The sequence below is a fragment of the Dyadobacter jiangsuensis genome (assembly GCF_003014695.1).
Classification (GTDB): domain Bacteria; phylum Bacteroidota; class Bacteroidia; order Cytophagales; family Spirosomataceae; genus Dyadobacter; species Dyadobacter jiangsuensis.
Genome location: NZ_PYAS01000004.1, coordinates 568,407 through 585,291, shown reverse-complemented (window position 1 = coordinate 585,291; position 16,885 = coordinate 568,407). Strand labels below are relative to the sequence as shown.

Genomic DNA, 16,885 nt, shown 5'->3' with positions numbered 1-16,885 from the left:
CCATGCATATAAGACTCACTTTTCTGTTCCTATTGTTCGGTCTGGGCCATTTGCGCGCCCAGACCGGCCAGGACACCATTCCACAGGCATTCGTTTATAAAAAAATGGATACCCTGAGCCTCACACTGCGGGTTTTCAAACCGGCCGGCTTCGATTCGGGAAACAGATACCCCGCCATTGTCTTCTTTTTCGGGGGCGGCTGGATCAACGGGAACATCGGGCAGTTTCAAAAACAAGCGATTTACCTGGCATCACGAGGAATGGTGACCATCCTTGCCGACTACCGCGTCCAATCCAGACACCATACCACGCCGTTTGAGGCCGTAGCAGATGGCAAATCGGCAATCCGGTATGTGCGCTCGCACGCCGACGAGCTGGGCATTGATCCCGACCGCATCGTTGCGGCAGGGGGATCAGCAGGCGGGCATGTGGCGGCGGCTACCGATTTGACGAAGCTCGATGAACCGACGGAAAACCTGTCGATCAGCTCCCGGCCCAATGCATTGGTACTTTTCAACCCGGTATTCAACAACGGTCCGGGCGAATATGGCTACGACCGCGTCGGTGCCCGCTTTACAGAAATTTCGCCCTATCACAACATCCGCAAAGGCGCTGCACCTACGCTAATCATGCTGGGTACGAAAGACAAGCTGGTGTTGGTAGCCACTGCCGGGGCCTACAAAGCGAAACTGGCCGAAGTCGGCAGCCGCGGCGACCTGATCCTTTACCCTGAGCAGCCGCACGGCTTTTTCAACCGCGGCGAATGGTTTACCAGGACGCTGCGCGATACAGACGTTTTCCTGAAATCGCTTGGCTACATTCAAGGAGAGCCGACACTGTGAGTATTGGCACTACACCCTCGTTGGAAACCGTAGCTCGAATACCCGTTCCTGAAACTTCCAGACGCCATTTTGTTTTACCATAATATCCCTGAAAATGCCGACGGCTTCCAGTTTTTCGCCGCTATCCTTAAAACGCCCGAATTCGGCCAGGTGTGAGCGTACGGTTGCCTGTGTGTCACTTTGTAATTCGATGATGACACCCGTGGCAAACTGGATCAGGTATTCCGTTTTGGCAACGCTTGCGGGAATGCCCTCAAGGATCGCTTCGAGCCCGGCAAATTGCAGATTAATCGGACTTGGTGCCTTCCAGACGGCATCAATGCCAAATATTTCAGACAACTCTTTCCAATTGCGGAGGTTGATTACATCGGTATACCTTTGTACCAGCTGCTGTATCGCGATGTACGCGGCAGGATTGTTTTCAATGCTTAATTTTGAATCTGTTGTGCTCATCCGATTGTTTTTTCCAACAATGATACCGACGCAATGCACAGCCTTGTCGAACGGTATCCTGCATGATACCTTTGCGCATCTTCAAATCCTCAACAAATGCCGGAAGCCGACGACCTGAAATACCTCCGCGATACCCTGCACGTCATGAGCGGTAAATGGAAGCTGCCTATTATGCTGGCACTTAGCCAGGGTAACCTGCGTTTCAATCAGATTAAAAAGTACATTCCGGGCATTACTTCCCGCACACTGACGCGCGAGCTCCGCGAACTCGAAATGAACAAAATCATCATCCGTAAACCACACCCCGAAGGCTTTGTCGGAATGGAATATGAAGTGACGGACTACTGCCGGTCGTTCGACCCGGTGATCAGTTCGATGATTGAATGGGGCAAGCGGCATCGGCAGGCGATCTGAGCGGTTCATCTCCCGGCAACAGCCACAAAAAGAACCCAACCAGCCCCAGCAATCCGATATTGGTAACGGTAGCCATGCGGTATGCCGAAATGTATGCCGCTACATCCGGCAACGGACCGAGACTGGAAAAGAAAATCCCTCCTATTACGCCAATGCCCAGTGCAATCGCGGTTTGCTGAAAGGTTGAAAAAGTGCCGGAAGCGGCTCCCGCGAGTTCTATGGGAATGTTTTTCAGTCCAACGGCCAGCAGCGAGGGCAGTACCGAGCCGCAACCTGTGCCGTAGGCGAAAAGGATCGGGTAAAGAAGCTGCCGATCAACATCGGGGCCATTCAGGACGGCGATGTGCAAAGCCAGGGTGATAATCATAATCAGTACGCCAGCCTGCAATACTTTCTTGCCAAACAGCGGGACGAGCCGCAACGAAACCAACGAAGCGATCACATAACCAACTCCTTGAAATACAAAGAGCATACCTGTTTCGGCGGAACTGAATCCGAGCCCTGTTTCAAGCAGCATTACGTTGATCAGGAAATAGGAGTCCTGGACCATGAAATAGAACAGGACAACTGCCATCCCGATGTTAAAATCGCGGAAACCGAATAGCCGGACGTCCAGCAGCGGCAACCGGCCTCTTAGCTGCTTTTGTTTTTGGTCGGTGACGAAAAGGGCCAGCAAAACACCGCCTGTAATGAGCATTGCGATGCACCACAACGGCCAATTCAGCTCCCGCCCGCGTATGAGCGGGTATATTATGGACACGAGCGCGCCCGTGAGCAAGAGCACACCCGAGTGATCGAACCCCGCTCCTTTCCTGCGCTGGTCGGGAGGCAAAAACATCAGCGCCATGGGTAGCACCAGTAAGCCGATGGGTAGGTTAATGAGAAAAATGAGCCGCCAGCCTTCCAGGAACCCGTTCGTTTCGGGCAGGAGGCCTCCCAGAAACTGACCGATCACCGAGGCGCTTCCCGCTACGCTTCCGTAAATACCCAGGGCTTTAACCCGCTCCCGGCCACCCCGAAACAGCTCCTGGATGTAGGTAATCCCCTGCGGAATCATCCACGCCGCGCTGACTCCCTGGAAGAAACGCGCCGCATTCAGTTGCCACGGGGTTTGTGCAAACCCGCATGCTGCCGAAGTAACCACAAACAACAGCATCGCCGCCGCAAACACCCTCTTTTTACCGTAGTAATCCCCGGCCCTGCCGCCTGTTACCAAAAACGTCGCATAACCCAGCAGGTAAAGCGCGATCACGAGCTGGATATCGCTGTCGGTGCCGTGAATGCCCGTTTTAATGTGCGGAATAGCCACGTTGACGATAAAAATGTCCATCACGGACAGGAATACCGATGATGAAATAATGGCTAGCAAGAGCCATTTTGAAATTTGTATGTTCATTGCGTTGTTGGATGATCAGGGCGTTCCGAAACGATCGGTTCGCATTCAATTGCAGCCAAAATTCAGGCTGCCAACGCTCGTAATCAAGTAGTTTATAAGACGATACCAGGTATGGCGAACGATACTATTATTGCAGATCAGTCGATTACAGATGAAGATTCTGATGCTTTTGCAGAAAAAAATTGCAACATGAATATCACGCTCGATATCATCGGCGGGAAATGGAAGCTGATGCTCCTGAACAAGATCCGGGAGGAGTGCCCGATGCGTTTCGGTGTGCTGCGCCGCAAGCTTCCCCACATTACGCAGGCGACGCTTACGGCACAGTTGAAGCAATTGGAACGGGACGGCATTCTGCTGCGCGAGGCCTATGCAGAATCACCGCCGCGGGTGGAGTACAAGCTGACAGAGATCGGCAAAAGCCTGATCCCCATCATGGATTCGCTTTGTGCATGGGGCGAGGATTACCAGCGGCAAACGCCGTCCCGGTGAGGCGTCACCCTATTCTCTGACCACGCTTGTCTTTAACACTTTTTCGGGCGCTTTGCGCAGGCTGAGCACCTTGAAAGTCTTCGCCTCCGCATTCACACGGGTGAATGCATATGCGCACGAACCTGCGAGCACGATAAACAGGGCGTCGATAAAGAAAATATCAAAAGCCCCCTGCTGCCAGGTGTTCCAGATCCAGAGACCGGAGGAAATGCCGTTGGCAATGGGTACGCCCAGGCAAAGGACAGCCGAAAGGATCAGGGTATGTCGGTTCATCCGCGGCAGGCTGCGGAGCGCCATCAGGTAAACACCCAGCCCTAGCCAGCTGTAAAAATAGGTTCGGTAAATCACTGCCTGATCGACGTGATCGAGCATTTTGACCATGATAAAAGTAAAGGCCGTTACCGGTAACATACTCAGACAAGCCGCCAGGAAGAAGTTGCTCGCCCAAAAATTGAACCGGCGCTTGCGGAGCTCGGTAGCGACCTTGTCGCGTGCCACCAGCCAGATCATAATGCCCGAAATGATCACCGCGCAGCCCATCAGCCCCAGCAGGAAGAACACGATCCGCAGCGGCTTCCCACCGAAATCTCCGAAATGCAGGTGGTACACCAGGCTCTTGACGCCGTCGATGTAGTTTCCGTCGGTATTGGGCGACTTTTGTTCCAGCACTTTTCCGCTGGCAATGTTGACCGTCGCAAATCCCGATCCGGCGAAGTTGGTCTCGGCGTTCGGTTTGGCTTCCAGGCTCACCTGCATGCTCTCATCCATGTAATTGCGGATGTAAATGCGGGAGATTTTAGCGTCTTTCCACTCCTTCTGCCATTTCCCCACGAATGCATCCATGTCGAAGGTCCCGTTCTTGGGCTTGTAGGTGTAATCCACCTTAATGGTCTTGTTGTATTGCAGGCTTTCGTACAGCTTGTCGGAATCGCCGTTGTAGAGCAGGTTGGCAAATGGAGCGAGCAACACGTAGTTCACGATCAGCACCACGCCTGTCACCGCAAACACCAGCTGGAACGGGAAACCGATTACCCCCAGAACAGTGTGCATATCCGTCCAGACCGTCTTCCATTTGCTCATCGGCCTGAACAGGAAGAAATTGGATTTGATCTTGTCCCAATGCAGCAACAAGCCGGTAATCAGCGCGAAAAGGAAAAGGAATGCGACGATACCTGCTACCAGGTAGCCGAATGGCGTACCGATATTGATACCGACCTGGTTCAGCTGCGCCAGGAAATGCAGGCGGTACAAAAACTCCGCCATATCATAACTATCGGAATAGTCGCCAGCCTTTTTATCGGCAAAATGGTAGCGGAAATAAGCCGCGTCGTCATCGTCCCTCCTCCCTCTTTTCCGTCGTCCTTCCTCCTTTTTAGGTTTCGGCTTGGGCTTGCTGATGGTCGTGTCCTGCGAGGCCGTCATATCCACGTATGTCCCCTGGCCCTGGCGCAGCAGATAAAAATTGAAGTTGCGCCCCCGGAGATTATAATGCTGCGAAAGTGAGTCGAGCAGGTGGTTGTATGGCGGGTCAAACTGGTGCCCTACTTCCGACCGCCCCTTTTGCCAGGCAGCAATATCATCTTTGAAAAAGGAAAAAGATCCTGCAAAAAATATGACATACAACACCGCGGCAATGATGATCCCGCTGATGGTGTGGGTGTGAAAATAGATGTTATACTTCCTAGGATCCATGGTTAAGGTTGAATTTCAGTAGATAAGGCAGTGCAAATACGATAGTCAGAAGAATGTAAAGTCCCCACACACGCCATACGTTCGTGGCGATGAATGCATAAAGCAGCAGAAAAGCCCACAGGATATAACCGGTAAAACAGGCCGTGATGATCACGTCTTCTTTGGGCAGGAAAGCTGTGAAAAATAAATGCAGGCTCATCATAACGGCATACCCGCCGATACTGCCGGCGAGGATTTTGCTCAGCCGCAGCCAGGGCGATTGGGTCAGGTATTTCTTATTGGCAGGCATAAAATCAGTTGATAACAAGTTCGAGCGTCACCGCACACAGGTAAAGTATCGCGACTCCCACCGACCCGAAGTAACGGAACGGAAAAAAAAGCACAGACACAGAGCCGGCTGTCATCAGGATCACAACCGCAGCGAAGAGGCCGCTCCCCGCCCCCATCAAACCCACACACAGGCCGGTAGCAATCGCAAACAATGCCCCCGCCGCAACACGGCTGTACGATGGGTTAGCGGCCATAAAGGCCATGACGGCATTTTTATCGGGCCAGGAGATTCGCGTAGAGGTGTTCATCCAGAACATGAACCCGAGTAAGAAGAGTAAACAGATGGTACTGAACATAGGTTAACGGAGATGGTGCACAATCAGCACCTTAACAGGTTAATTTAAAATCGGTTATTTGTAATTATTTATAATTAGTTTAATTAAGAACATTCAAATATAATATGAAAAGCTTAAAAACGACGGCTACGGGCAGCGGCAATGTAAAAAAAGATATAGCCAGTTACATGAGCTATCACTACACTTATAGAAACCTATGATCTATGTTATTTTGAGGATACATCAATTCGACGGATTTTTGTAGCCGGAAATATCACATTGATCAAAATGGAATACAGAACATTAGGAAATACCGACCTCCAACTGTCAGCAATCACTTACGGCGCGTTTGCCATTGGCGGCACGATGTGGGGCGGAAATGAGAAAAAAGACTCGATCGAAGCGATTCACGCCTCAATCGATCACGGGGTTACTTCATTGGATACCGCTCCGTTTTACGGCTTCGGTTTGAGTGAAGAGCTGATTGCGGACGCATTAAAAGGCATAGACCGGACGAAAGTGCAGATCCTTACCAAGTTCGGGCTCGTTTGGGACGGCAGTAATGGCCGAAACGGCGCTCATTTTTTTGATATCGAAGACAATGGCCAAAACCTTTCGGTTTACAAATACTCCTCGAAAGCGAATATTATCAAAGAAGTGGAAGAAAGCCTCAAAAGGCTGAATACCGACTACATCGACCTGTTGCAACAACACTGGCCGGACATTACCACGCCAATTGATGAGACTATGGAGGCGATGGAAACGCTCATCCGGCAGGGGAAAATCCGCGCGGCGGGTGTCTCCAACCATGGCTTACCATTGCTGAAAGATGCCTCCAAGACGTTCGTTCCAGCCTCCAACCAGGTGGCGTACAGCATGCTGAACCGCGCGATTGAGACGGAACTGGTGCCCTACACGGTTGAAAATAACATCGGGATCATCGCTTACAGTCCCATGGAAAGGGGGTTACTGTCAGGAAAGTATTTCCGGAACGAAACCCTGAAAAGCGACGATCATCGCAACGGCTATTTCGGCCAGTTCGATCTCGAAAAAGTGAAAGGATTGCTCGAAAAGCTCTCGCCCATTGCCGAAGAAAAGAATGCGACACTCGCCCAGCTGGTGCTCCGCTGGACGACGCTTCAAAAGGGCATTACCGTCGTACTGGCGGGTGCGCGCAATACGGAACAAGCCATTTCCAATGCGCAAGCAATGAATATCGCACTGTCGCCTGATGAATTGCGGACTATCGACGGGTATCTGATTGATTTTGTGCAGTAAGCAGTAAGCCGTAGGCCGTGAGCTTATAGCTTACGGCCTACGGCTTAACCTCCTTAAACCCGCAACGTGCCTCGGAAACCTCTGGCGGCATAATACGATTCAGCGCCGTTGTGGTAGTAGAAAACGGTGTCGTACCGGCGGTCACAGAACACCGCACCGCCAAGCTTGCGGATATCGGCGGGGGTTTTGATCCAGCTCGATGTTTTGAGATCAAACTTGCCGAGCGTCTGCAAATGACGATATCCTTCTTCATCGAGGATTTCGATACCTATTTCGGCGGCGATGTCCAATGCGGTGTTTTCCGGTTTGTGTTCTTTTCTGAACTCCCACGCATCACGGTCGTAGCAAAGGCTCCTGCGGCCTTTGGGGCTTTCGGCCACGCAATCGCAGAAAATGTACTCGCCCGTCTTTTTATCGAAACCGATCACGTCCGGTTCTCCGCCGGTCAACTCCATCTGGTCGAGCGACCACAATCTTTCCGGTTTGGCATTCAACCTTGCCTCCACATCGGCCCATTTGATGCCCTCGTGACGGCCTTTATGTTTTTCAAAACGTGTTTTTAAGGTTTTAAACAGTTCATCGCGGCCTTCTGCCGACAGCTCTTTTTTATCAATGGCCATAGTGTTTCTTCTTTTAATTTAACTTACTAAAAAACGTTAGTCGTTCAGACCTTTACCATTCAGGATCCGCTCGATATTTTTCTCGATGCGCAGCCGGCGGGTCTGGGTTTGTTTGGAGGCAGTGAAATAGATGATATATGCCCGCTGCCGTCCGGGCGTCAATGCGTCGAAGGCCTTTTTCAATGCGGGGATTTCATCGAAAGTGTCCTGCAATTCCGGCGGTGCAGGTAATGATTTGTCGATCGTTACCTTCACACCCGATTGCTCCGCCTGCACCGCTTCGCGGATGTAGGCTTTAATCACCGGCTCCAATGCGGTAACATCCTCCGCCGTGGCGAAGCGTATCTGCCGTCCCACCTTCGTATTTTCACCCGTTTTGATCAGGATGTTTTCGGGATCGCTCAGCAGGTAACCTTTCATGAACAGCAATGCACAATAGGCTTTGAACCCCTGGATAACCACGATGTTGGTCCCTTCGAAGGAATAGCAGGGCTTGCCCCATTTAAACTCCTCCGTCAGCCCGCAGTCCATGGCAATGGTTCGTAATTCTTCTATTATTTCCCGCCATTGCCCGGCCTGGACTACATATGCGTCGACTTTGCTATTCATGATCAGGTGCTTTTAAATTTGAACAGGGATCAACTTTCTGCTTGCCGGGCGGAAATACCAGGATATTACCGTCAAAACCAGCAGCAAAAGCGGCGGTGCAACCTCACCGATCGGGTCGCCCAATGCCATGTGCGAAACGATCGCACCCGACATGCAAAAGAAGAACCCCGCGTACGCCCATTCTTTCAGAAGCTGGAAATTAGGAATAAGTACTGCAACTACGCCCAAAATTTTCCAGACGCCGATAATCGTCAGCAGGTACTCGGGATAACCCAGGTGCGCGAACATTGTTACCTCTTCCTTCATTTTCATGAGCTGCACAATGCCGGTAGAAGTCATGCCGAGCGCGAGCCAGGCGGTAAAAATCCAGTAGATGATTCTGTTTCTCTTTTCCATGGTGGTTTATATTAATTGTTTGACAACTTGTTCCAGGCGGTTGTGCGCCATATTGATGCCCGCCGCAAAAGGAAGTTTCAACGCGGCCTCCCGATCTTCCGGCGACTTGTAGACGATCTGCATGGTAACCTTACTGGTCTCATCGGTGAGCCTTTCGAATACCAGAAATTCGAGCTGCACCGGGTAAGGCGTATTTTCCATTTGAAACGTGCGCGTAATTTTCTGCTCCGGCACGAATTCGTGGATCACGCCGTTCATTCGCAATACCACATTGCCCTGCGGGTCGGACGTTTCAAACTGCCAGCTCCCGTGCGGTCTGCTTTCGAGCTTTACTACTTTCGTACTCATCCATTGCTCCACGATCTCCGGCTCTACGTATGCCTTGAAAAGCAGGTCGAGCGGCAGCTCAAACTCCCGGGTTATTACCAGGTCCTGCCTGCCCTCCTGGGCATTGATTTTCGTCTTCCGTTCCATGTTTCGTTATTTTTTGGATTGATAGTTTTTCATAATGGATTCCAGCTTGTTGAACCGGTCATCCCACATTTGCCGGAAAGGCTCGATGAAGTCGGCGATCTCTTTCATTTTGTTGGGATTTAAGTGATAGTAAATTTCCCGGCCGGTCTGCTCCTGTTTCAGCAATTCGCATTCGGTGAGTATCTGCAAATGCTTGGAAACCGTTGGCCTGGCAGTATCGAAGTTCGAGGCGATCGCCCCTGCGGTCAGGGATTGCGACGCCAACAGTAGCAGGATCGCCCTTCTGGTCGGGTCTGCTATGGCTTGAAATACATCTCGTCTCAGGTTCATTGCGTAGTTATTTGACTACAAATCTATATGTAGCCACTTAACTACGCAAATTTTTTATGATTTTTTTTGAAAAATTAATAGTTAAATGGCTTTTTGTGAACGCATTGGGTCTTTTCAATATAATCCCGGAAACATGACACGTCGCTATTTTCTTCTGCTTGCATGGCTTTTGACCAGCATTGCTGCGCAGGCCGCACAGCCGGTCAATATCATATTCATCATCGGCGACGACATCAGCTGGGACGATATCGGCGCATATGGGAATGGCAAAGTGAAAACACCGAACCTCAACAAGCTCGCCCGGGAAGGCATCAAGTTCACCAATATGTTCCTCACAGCCAGCTCGTGCAGCCCCAGCCGTACGAGCATCCTCACGGGCCGGTACCCGCACAATACCGGTGCGGCTGAGTTGCATTCCCCACTCCCGGCACATTTGAAATACTTCCCTGAGCTATTGAAACAGAAAGGATATTACACGGCATTGGCCGGCAAATGGCACGAAGGGCCCAACACGCGGCGTGCTTACGATACATTGCTGGTAAACCAGGCACAGAATGGAGAAGGCGGTGAAGTACAATGGATTAACCTCCTGAAAGCCAGACCTCGCAACAAGCCGTTCTTCTTCTGGCTCTCGCCTTACGATGCCCACCGGCCCTGGTCGGCATCGACCAACGGCCCGCAGCACGATCCCGCGCGTGACGTAGAGGTGCCGCCTACGCTCGTAGATACGCGCGAGACGCGGGCAGACCTGGTTTCGTATTACAATGAAATAGCCCGGCTGGACCATTATGTAGGAGAATTGGAAAAAGAACTTGCCGCCCAGGGACTTTCAGATAATACCCTCATCATTTTCACAGCCGACAACGGACGTCCTTTCCCGGGAAGCAAAACACGGCTGACGGACGCCGGCATTAAAACGCCGTTCCTCGTGAAATGGCCGGCGGGAATCGGGGCCGACCAAACCTGCCAGAGCCTGGTCAGCGCTGTGGACATTGCACCGACATTACTTGCCGTCGCAGGTATCAGTGCCGGGCCGACTTTCCAGGGCAAAAGCTTTTTGCAGTTGTTCAAAAATCCGGCTCAGGAATTCAGAAACTATATATTCGCAGAACACAACTGGCATGATTACGAAGCTTACGAGCGCGCCGTACGCACGAAAGATTTTTTATACATCATCAATAAAAGGCGGCAACTCGACAATGGCGGCCCCATCGACGCCAACCAGAGCCCGTCGGCCAAAGCCTTGAAAGCCGCACGGAAAACCGGCAAGTTAAGCCCGTTGCAGGACGACGCCTTTAAGGTACCGCGCCCCTCGGAAGAGTTCTTCGACAATTTCAAGGACCCTGCGCAAGTCGAGAACCTGCTTGGAAACCAGACTTATTCCAAACAAATCCAAACTTTGAAAAAGGTACTAGCCCAATGGCAGCACGACACCGGCGATACCGTTCCCGAGCATCTCACCCCCGACTGGTACGACCGCGAAACCGGCGAGCCGCTACCCGCGAAGGACAAGCGCGGCGAAATGCCCGGCGCCGCCAGAAATGCGGATCGCGTGAATGCGAAGGGGCCGTTTTGATTACTGAGTAGATTATTTCAAAAGCACCAACTCAACAGCCCTGATATCTGCAAACTTGCCACCTTTCAGCTCGGTGGCAAGCAATTTCAACTCGCCCTGACCCTTTTCCAGCCTCACTTCACCCACTTTCAATGTCCTGAATTCCTTTTCGTAAGACTCGGCCGTTCTTTTCACGCGGTCAGGGCTTGGAATGAGCGGCGGGTCAAATGCTTCGGGGATCCTCCCGGAGATTTGGCTCCTATTCAAGACTAATTTGAATGCGTCGCCCGCGTCGGCGCTTGTGTAGCGGATATTCACCTGATACCTGCCCGCGGTGTGCACATCCACGTTCCAGCTTACGTAGGAAGCCGTATCCGACCAGTTTGCAATCCAGGATGAGTTGGGTGCGGAGGCGCTGTAAGAAAGTCTGCCGCTGGACGATCGATGCAGAACAGCGTCCTGGGATGGTAACACGGTTTGGGGAAACTGCCTGTAACCTACCGGCAGCCCGCGGGTTGAATCTACATTTTTGTAAACTTCGGCATACCATTGATCGAACGCCGTGCGAAGGCTGTCGGTCAAAGCCGGGTATTGAGAAGCGATGTCGTATTGCTGGGTCGAATCTTTGGAGAGGTCGTACAACGCATTGTTTTGGTACAAATAATGCCGCTTCCTTACGCTGTTGTTTTTGTTAATGGATAAAAATAACAGCCGGTCGGGCAACTCGGTGTCGCCGGTCAAAGCCGGTTGGAGGCTGATACCGTCGAGTGGTTTGCCCGTTTTTTTCATGGGAATACCCGTCAGATCGGTCAATGTGGGAAGCAGGTCGATGTATGCCGCATTGCCGTTTACCACCTTTCCCGCGGGAATTACCCCCAGCCATCGAATAAGGAATGGTACGCGCACGCTGCCTTCGCCCGGCGTACCCTTCCTGCCCTTCATACCGCCGTTCCATCGCCAGGAATTGGGCCCGTTGTCGCTGAGATAAATGACGATCGTATTGTCCGTGAGTTTCAGGTCGTCGAGCTTTTTCAGGATCCGGCCTACATTGTCGTCGATGTTCTCGGTCATGGCCAATGCAGCGATCGTCGTTTCTTCGTCTTCCTCCGCCCGGTTTTGGCTAAATTGCCGGATACCTCGCGCTTTTACCCGGTTATAGTTCTCGTCCGGCACCTGGAAAGGCGAATGCGGCGTATTGTAAGGGATGTAGCACAGGAATGCCTTGTTAGCCTTCTTACTCTTTTCAATAAAATCAATGGCCTTCGTCGTCAGATCGTCGGCAATGTAGCCGGAGCTTTTCGCAGGTTCACCATTGTGGTCGACCGTGGTGCTGAAATAATTGGCATAATGCCCGCTAAGCATTCCGTAAAACTCATCGAACCCGCGTCCGTTGGGATGGTAGGGATACTGGCTTCCGTTATGCCATTTACCGAAGCAGCCGGTGGCATAGCCGGCTCTTTTCAACAGATCGGCCAGCGTCATCTCGTCGAGATTCATAAATTCCCGCGAGTTGGACACGCCCCACACGCCCGTGCGGTAGTGGTAGCGCCCGGTGAGCAGGCCCGCACGCGTGGGAGCGCACAAAGGCGAGACGTAAAACCTTGAAAATTGCGCCCCTTCCTTCCCGATGCGATCGATATTCGGCGTACGTACATTGGTGTTGCCATTGATGCTCAAATCGCCCCAGCCCTGATCGTCCGCCAGGATGAGGACAACATTAGGGCGCTTTTGCGCATTCGCATTCCAAAACATTAATACACACAATGCCAGGAGCATCGCACGAACCGAGCAGCAGGCGTTTTTCATGATTTTAACATTTACTTCTTAAAATACCGATCCTGCGTGTATTTAGGCTGAAACTTATCCATGGTCCGCGCGGACTTCGTGGGATCGTATTGCATTGGAAGGATCGTTTTGGCCGTGTAGGCCACGGTATCCCCGGTCTGCTGCTGCCATTGGATCAGCACCTTTTTCAAACTTTCCTCCTTCTGGCGGTATTCGGCTTTGCCCGACAAATTCTCCGTTTCCAGCGGGTCTTTTTTAAGGTTGAAAAGCTGGGTGTAATCGCGGTTCGGGTAGCGTATCAGCTTCCATTCCTCGTCCCGCACCGCCCTGATCAGGTTGCGGTAGGCCGTAAAGCTGCTTTCCCGGACGCCTTGGGACTTACCGCTGATCACCTCTGAGAGGCTTTTGCCGTCGACCGCATCGGGTTTGGGTAGGCCTGTAACCGATGCCAGCGTCGGAAAAATGTCGTAGAGGTACACCAGCGCATTGGACACCTGGTTTTTCGGAATACCCGGCCCGGTGATGATGAAAGGCACCTTCATGCTATGCTCGTACAGGCTTTGCTTGCCCAGTAACCCGTGGCTACCCACGGCCAGGCCGTTGTCGGCGGCGTAAACGATGATTGTGTTCTCGTAAAGTCCCTTTTCCTTCAACGAGCGGATAATGTCGCCCACGCGGGCATCGAGGTGACTGATCAGGCCGTAGTAGTCCGACAAAGTGGCTTTAACCATTTCCGGCGTTCGCGGCCACGGTGCCAGGTTTTCGTCTCGCACCTGCGCTTCACCATAGTCGAATGGGTGCACAACTTTAAAGTTCCCTGGCAATGGAATGTCTTTTTCAGGGTATTTGCCGATATAATCTTCGCGCGGCGAACGCGGATCGTGCGGCGCGGTGTAGGCAATGTAGCAGAAGAACGGATTGGCTTTTTTGCCTTTTGCGTACTCATCAATATAAGAAAGCGCTGCTTCGGCAAAAATGTCGGTTGAGAACCCTTTCACCACCGGCTCGCCGAGTTTTCCATTGTTCAAATCCCGTACAGGCACCTGAAAATGGTCGCTCATCCCCCCTAGCATGACGGCCTTACCCTTCTGAAATGAGGCTTCGAAGGTTTGGCCGCCGTTATGCCATTTGCCGGTACCGAAAGTTTCGTACCCGTTTTCCGCAAAATGCTGGGGCATCGTATGTACACCGTCCAGCACATCGTATACATGAAACAGGCTTTTTCCGCTCATGAGCATCGCGCGGCTGGGCGCGCAGATCGCCCCGTGATGCCCGCCCATGACGTAGCAGTTCTCAAATCGGGTGCCCGATTTCGCCAGCTGGTCGATATTAGGCGTTTTCACCACCGTGTTACCGGCGATCCCCAGCGCGTCGGCACGTTGGTCGTCTGCAAAGATGAACAGGATATTGGGCTTTGCAGCGGGCTTGGGAGCCGATTGCTTTTCAGGCAGATATTGAAGGAAGAATGGCGCGACCAGCAACACGGCCCACAGCCAGCGCAGACTTGTAAAGGTTTTCAATGCAGGTTTAGTGTTTAATACAAACTCAAAAGACGTTCGGCGCTAATTTACACACTTATCCCACCATTTTACTCGGGTTTGCAATGTACCGCCCGGAAGTTAGCGCAATTTACCACCGTTCCATTACACTTAAGAACAAAAGCCGGCGCCCGAAACCACTCGTGATTTCGGACACCGGCTTATCAAAATACACCTTCCTTATTCTCCAAGGATTTTCAGCATCGCCAGTCCTACCGCTTTGGCCGACTGCGGGTTTTGTCCTGTGACAAGCCGCTGGTCGGTCACCACGTGTGTTTGCCATTTCCCCGACTTCTCGAATTTCGCCCCGCGTTCAATCAGCCTCGTCTCCAAAGCAAAGGGTACGACTTTTTCCAGTCCTACCGCTGTCTCTTCCTCATTCGTAAATGCATTGACTTTCTTCCCATTCACCAAATAGCTGCCGTCGGCAAGTTTGATATTGACCAACCCGGCCGGGCCGTGGCACACAGCCGCCACCACACCGTTTCGCGCGTAAATTTCAGCCGCAATCGTTGCAAGCTTCGCGTCGCCAGCGAAATCCCACATGGCCCCGTGGCCTCCTGCATAGAAAATCGCCTGGTAATCCTGCGGTTTTACCGCGTCGGGAGTCAGCGTGTGCTCCACCTTTCTGCGAGCCTCTTCGTTTTCCCAAAACTTCTTGTTGACCGGATCCGTCAGATCGAAACCGTCTACCGGCGCCTTACCGCCCTTCGGGCTTACAAAATCTATTTCATAACCTGCCTCTGCAAGCACCTCCCATGGGTGGGATACTTCGCCTAGATAATATCCGGTAGGTTCGCCCGTGCTGCCTTTTGTATCGTGGCTCGTAACCACGAATAGAATTTTCTTTTCCATTTTTTGTCCTGTCTGGGCCATCGCGTCACTGTTCGAACTGATCACAGAAGCCGCGAGGGCTAGTTTTACCAAAGTATTTGCCATGTTTTCTGAATTGTTTTGACAATGCAAAATTGCCTCCTGCCCCCGGGATGCGACAGGAAGAAGGTCACTACTTTGATGTGATGTAGATCACACTAGGCAGACAGGCGGCTGAGCGTTTCGCGTGACACGCCCAGGTAAGAGGCCAGCAGTGTTTTCGGCAGGCGTTGGGCCAGTGAAGGGTACATTTGGAGCAATTCGTGATAGCGCTCGGCAGCACTTTGGCTCATCAAAGACAATATGCGCCTTTGCAGGGCGATATATCCCGCATTCGACTTTTTTCTAAAAAAATGTTCGATCTGGTGCAATTCGCTGCAAAGCTTTTCCCGGTTCGCCAGCGACAAGCAAAGCACTTCCACGTCTTCCACACAAGTAATATCGAGCGTGGCGTCGGTTTGATTGAAATATGCCTGGTAATCCGATATCCACCAATCCTCCATCGCCAATTGAAGGATATGCTCTTTCCCCTGCTCATTGACGAATGATGATTTCAGCAGGCCTTTCACGACAAAAAAGTCATGACTTACCGGCGAGCCTTGCTGTGCGACGAATTGATGCTTTCTGAATTTTCGGCTGGTGAAATGCGAACTGACATACGCAAACTCTTCGGGTGTGAGCGATACCAGCTTGCCAAAATGGGTTTTGAGTTCCTCAAACATGATTTGCAGGTCAATCCGTAAAATGCCGTTAATGGCAATTCTACGAATTTATACTCTAAATCATTCACTGCACCCCGCCGAAGTTTTGCACGAGGCTTCCGTAGGGAGCTTTTTTATGAAGATAAGGTTCGGGCGAGAGTCGTGCGGCACAACCGAGGTAAGTGTAAGCCGGGTTCATCAGATTACTCCGGTGCGGCGGCGAAGCCATCCATTGCTCTACGACAAACCTTGCATAGGCGGCATAAGTGAAGGGAATGCAAAGTTTGTGATCGCTTTCATTTAGGAACTCATATTGTTTTAAACGGCGGTCAAATCGCGCGATCATAAAATCACCGCTAACCAAAGTTTGGTATTTGCCGATGTTTTCAGCAATCCTTCTAAATCTTTTGGTGTACAATTCCACCCGCCGCTGTGCCGTGCGTTCGTAGGGGCTGTATGGATTGGTATGATTGAAAAACATGCGATACACCATCGAAGTGGCATGGCCTGACGACGCCAGGTATAAACCAGGGTCATATTCAAATGGTGCCAAACCATATTTTCTTCTCACTTCATTACTGGCATGAAAAACGGCCGCATCCAGAAAAAGCGTATCGGGGTTCTGCAATGGGATCAGTTCATTGCATTTGGGTAATGCAAAAAAACGGCCGTCATCGACTGCATAATACTGGTTTTTATGCAGGTCGATTCCTAAATGCGAATACAAATAGAGGGCAAAAATGATAAGGGTTTCCATGGCATTGCAAAATGAATTGAATCATTTAGAACAATATGGATGAAAAATAATAATAAAATAATATTTAAAAAACTT

At 51.4% G+C, this 16,885-nt stretch carries 20 protein-coding genes; 5 read left to right on the top strand and 15 right to left on the bottom strand.

The window, feature by feature from the left end; all coding sequences use genetic code 11:
• Positions 1 to 2: 2 nt before the first annotated feature.
• Positions 3 to 842, top strand: coding sequence for an alpha/beta hydrolase (locus CLV60_RS10965; protein WP_106595401.1), 840 nt, complete (start codon positions 3 to 5; stop codon positions 840 to 842).
• A 9-nt stretch (positions 843 to 851) separates the two neighbouring features.
• Here CLV60_RS10965 and CLV60_RS10960 read toward each other — a convergent pair whose 3' ends face one another.
• The gene (locus CLV60_RS10960; protein WP_106595400.1) at positions 852 to 1,295 is read right to left on the bottom strand and encodes a nuclear transport factor 2 family protein; all 444 of its coding nucleotides are present in this window, start codon (positions 1,293 to 1,295) and stop codon (positions 852 to 854) included.
• Positions 1,296 to 1,391: 96 nt separating this feature from the next.
• On the opposite strand from CLV60_RS10960, the gene CLV60_RS10955 reads away from it, so the two are divergent.
• The gene (locus CLV60_RS10955) at positions 1,392 to 1,709 is read left to right on the top strand and encodes a winged helix-turn-helix transcriptional regulator (protein WP_106595399.1); all 318 of its coding nucleotides are present in this window, start codon (positions 1,392 to 1,394) and stop codon (positions 1,707 to 1,709) included.
• On the opposite strand, the gene CLV60_RS10950 is transcribed toward CLV60_RS10955, so the two are convergent.
• Positions 1,663 to 3,105: an MFS transporter gene (locus CLV60_RS10950; protein ID WP_106595398.1), complete on the bottom strand. Its 1,443-nt coding sequence runs from the start codon at positions 3,103 to 3,105 to the stop codon at positions 1,663 to 1,665. The genes CLV60_RS10955 and CLV60_RS10950 overlap by 47 nt on opposite strands.
• Before the next feature lie 189 nt (positions 3,106 to 3,294).
• Here CLV60_RS10950 and CLV60_RS10945 point away from each other — a divergent pair, with 189 nt between their 5' ends.
• Positions 3,295 to 3,597 (top strand): winged helix-turn-helix transcriptional regulator, encoded by a 303-nt coding sequence (locus tag CLV60_RS10945; RefSeq protein WP_229210912.1) that lies wholly within the window; start codon positions 3,295 to 3,297, stop codon positions 3,595 to 3,597.
• Between the two features lie 9 nt (positions 3,598 to 3,606).
• Here the strand turns inward: CLV60_RS10945 and CLV60_RS10940 are convergent, their stop codons facing one another.
• Genes CLV60_RS10940 through CLV60_RS10930 form a run of 3 tightly spaced genes read right to left on the bottom strand, consistent with a single transcriptional unit; the run spans position 3,607 to position 5,915 of the window.
• Positions 3,607 to 5,289: a PepSY-associated TM helix domain-containing protein gene (locus CLV60_RS10940; protein ID WP_106595396.1), complete on the bottom strand. Its 1,683-nt coding sequence runs from the start codon at positions 5,287 to 5,289 to the stop codon at positions 3,607 to 3,609.
• Positions 5,279 to 5,578: a hypothetical protein gene (locus CLV60_RS10935; RefSeq protein WP_106595395.1), complete on the bottom strand. Its 300-nt coding sequence runs from the start codon at positions 5,576 to 5,578 to the stop codon at positions 5,279 to 5,281. Before CLV60_RS10935 ends, CLV60_RS10940 begins: the two co-directional genes overlap by 11 nt.
• A gap of 4 nt (positions 5,579 to 5,582) precedes the next feature.
• Positions 5,583 to 5,915, bottom strand: a complete 333-nt coding sequence (locus CLV60_RS10930; RefSeq protein WP_106595394.1) for a hypothetical protein — start codon at positions 5,913 to 5,915, stop codon at positions 5,583 to 5,585.
• A 267-nt stretch (positions 5,916 to 6,182) separates the two neighbouring features.
• On the opposite strand from CLV60_RS10930, the gene CLV60_RS10925 reads away from it, so the two are divergent.
• Positions 6,183 to 7,172: an aldo/keto reductase gene (locus tag CLV60_RS10925; RefSeq protein ID WP_106595393.1), complete on the top strand. Its 990-nt coding sequence runs from the start codon at positions 6,183 to 6,185 to the stop codon at positions 7,170 to 7,172.
• 53 nt (positions 7,173 to 7,225) lie between these two features.
• Here CLV60_RS10925 and CLV60_RS10920 read toward each other — a convergent pair whose 3' ends face one another.
• The 5 genes from CLV60_RS10920 to CLV60_RS10900 are packed head-to-tail and all read right to left on the bottom strand — an operon-like array spanning position 7,226 to position 9,601.
• Positions 7,226 to 7,792, bottom strand: a complete 567-nt coding sequence (locus CLV60_RS10920; protein ID WP_211302232.1) for a DUF4256 domain-containing protein — start codon at positions 7,790 to 7,792, stop codon at positions 7,226 to 7,228.
• A 36-nt stretch (positions 7,793 to 7,828) separates the two neighbouring features.
• Positions 7,829 to 8,401, bottom strand: coding sequence for a YdeI/OmpD-associated family protein (locus CLV60_RS10915; RefSeq protein WP_106595392.1), 573 nt, complete (start codon positions 8,399 to 8,401; stop codon positions 7,829 to 7,831).
• A 12-nt stretch (positions 8,402 to 8,413) separates the two neighbouring features.
• Positions 8,414 to 8,797, bottom strand: a complete 384-nt coding sequence (locus tag CLV60_RS10910) for a DoxX family protein (RefSeq protein WP_106595391.1) — start codon at positions 8,795 to 8,797, stop codon at positions 8,414 to 8,416.
• Positions 8,798 to 8,803: 6 nt separating this feature from the next.
• Entirely contained in the window at positions 8,804 to 9,271 is a 468-nt protein-coding gene (locus CLV60_RS10905; RefSeq protein WP_106595390.1) for an SRPBCC domain-containing protein, read from the bottom strand.
• 6 nt (positions 9,272 to 9,277) lie between these two features.
• Positions 9,278 to 9,601: an ArsR/SmtB family transcription factor gene (locus CLV60_RS10900; protein ID WP_090379686.1), complete on the bottom strand. Its 324-nt coding sequence runs from the start codon at positions 9,599 to 9,601 to the stop codon at positions 9,278 to 9,280.
• Positions 9,602 to 9,734: 133 nt separating this feature from the next.
• On the opposite strand from CLV60_RS10900, the gene CLV60_RS10895 reads away from it, so the two are divergent.
• Entirely contained in the window at positions 9,735 to 11,177 is a 1,443-nt protein-coding gene (locus CLV60_RS10895) for a sulfatase family protein (RefSeq protein WP_106595473.1), read from the top strand.
• A gap of 12 nt (positions 11,178 to 11,189) precedes the next feature.
• On the opposite strand, the gene CLV60_RS10890 is transcribed toward CLV60_RS10895, so the two are convergent.
• The 5 genes from CLV60_RS10890 to CLV60_RS10870 all read right to left on the bottom strand — a co-directional run bounded on the left by CLV60_RS10890 (position 11,190) and on the right by CLV60_RS10870 (position 16,810).
• A complete protein-coding gene (locus tag CLV60_RS10890; protein WP_211302231.1) occupies positions 11,190 to 12,962 on the bottom strand; it encodes a sulfatase-like hydrolase/transferase in 1,773 nt (590 codons plus the stop codon).
• Between the two features lie 11 nt (positions 12,963 to 12,973).
• Positions 12,974 to 14,461 carry a sulfatase family protein gene (locus tag CLV60_RS10885; protein WP_229210911.1) on the bottom strand — a complete coding sequence of 496 codons (1,488 nt, stop codon included), beginning with the start codon at positions 14,459 to 14,461 and terminating at the stop codon, positions 12,974 to 12,976.
• Between the two features lie 198 nt (positions 14,462 to 14,659).
• Positions 14,660 to 15,418 carry a type 1 glutamine amidotransferase domain-containing protein gene (locus CLV60_RS10880; RefSeq protein WP_211302230.1) on the bottom strand — a complete coding sequence of 253 codons (759 nt, stop codon included), beginning with the start codon at positions 15,416 to 15,418 and terminating at the stop codon, positions 14,660 to 14,662.
• A gap of 92 nt (positions 15,419 to 15,510) precedes the next feature.
• Positions 15,511 to 16,074 (bottom strand): Crp/Fnr family transcriptional regulator, encoded by a 564-nt coding sequence (locus tag CLV60_RS10875; RefSeq protein ID WP_106595389.1) that lies wholly within the window; start codon positions 16,072 to 16,074, stop codon positions 15,511 to 15,513.
• Between the two features lie 64 nt (positions 16,075 to 16,138).
• Complete coding sequence (locus CLV60_RS10870) at positions 16,139 to 16,810, bottom strand: CAP domain-containing protein (protein ID WP_106595388.1); 672 nt, start codon at positions 16,808 to 16,810, stop codon at positions 16,139 to 16,141.
• Positions 16,811 to 16,885: the final 75 nt, after the last annotated feature.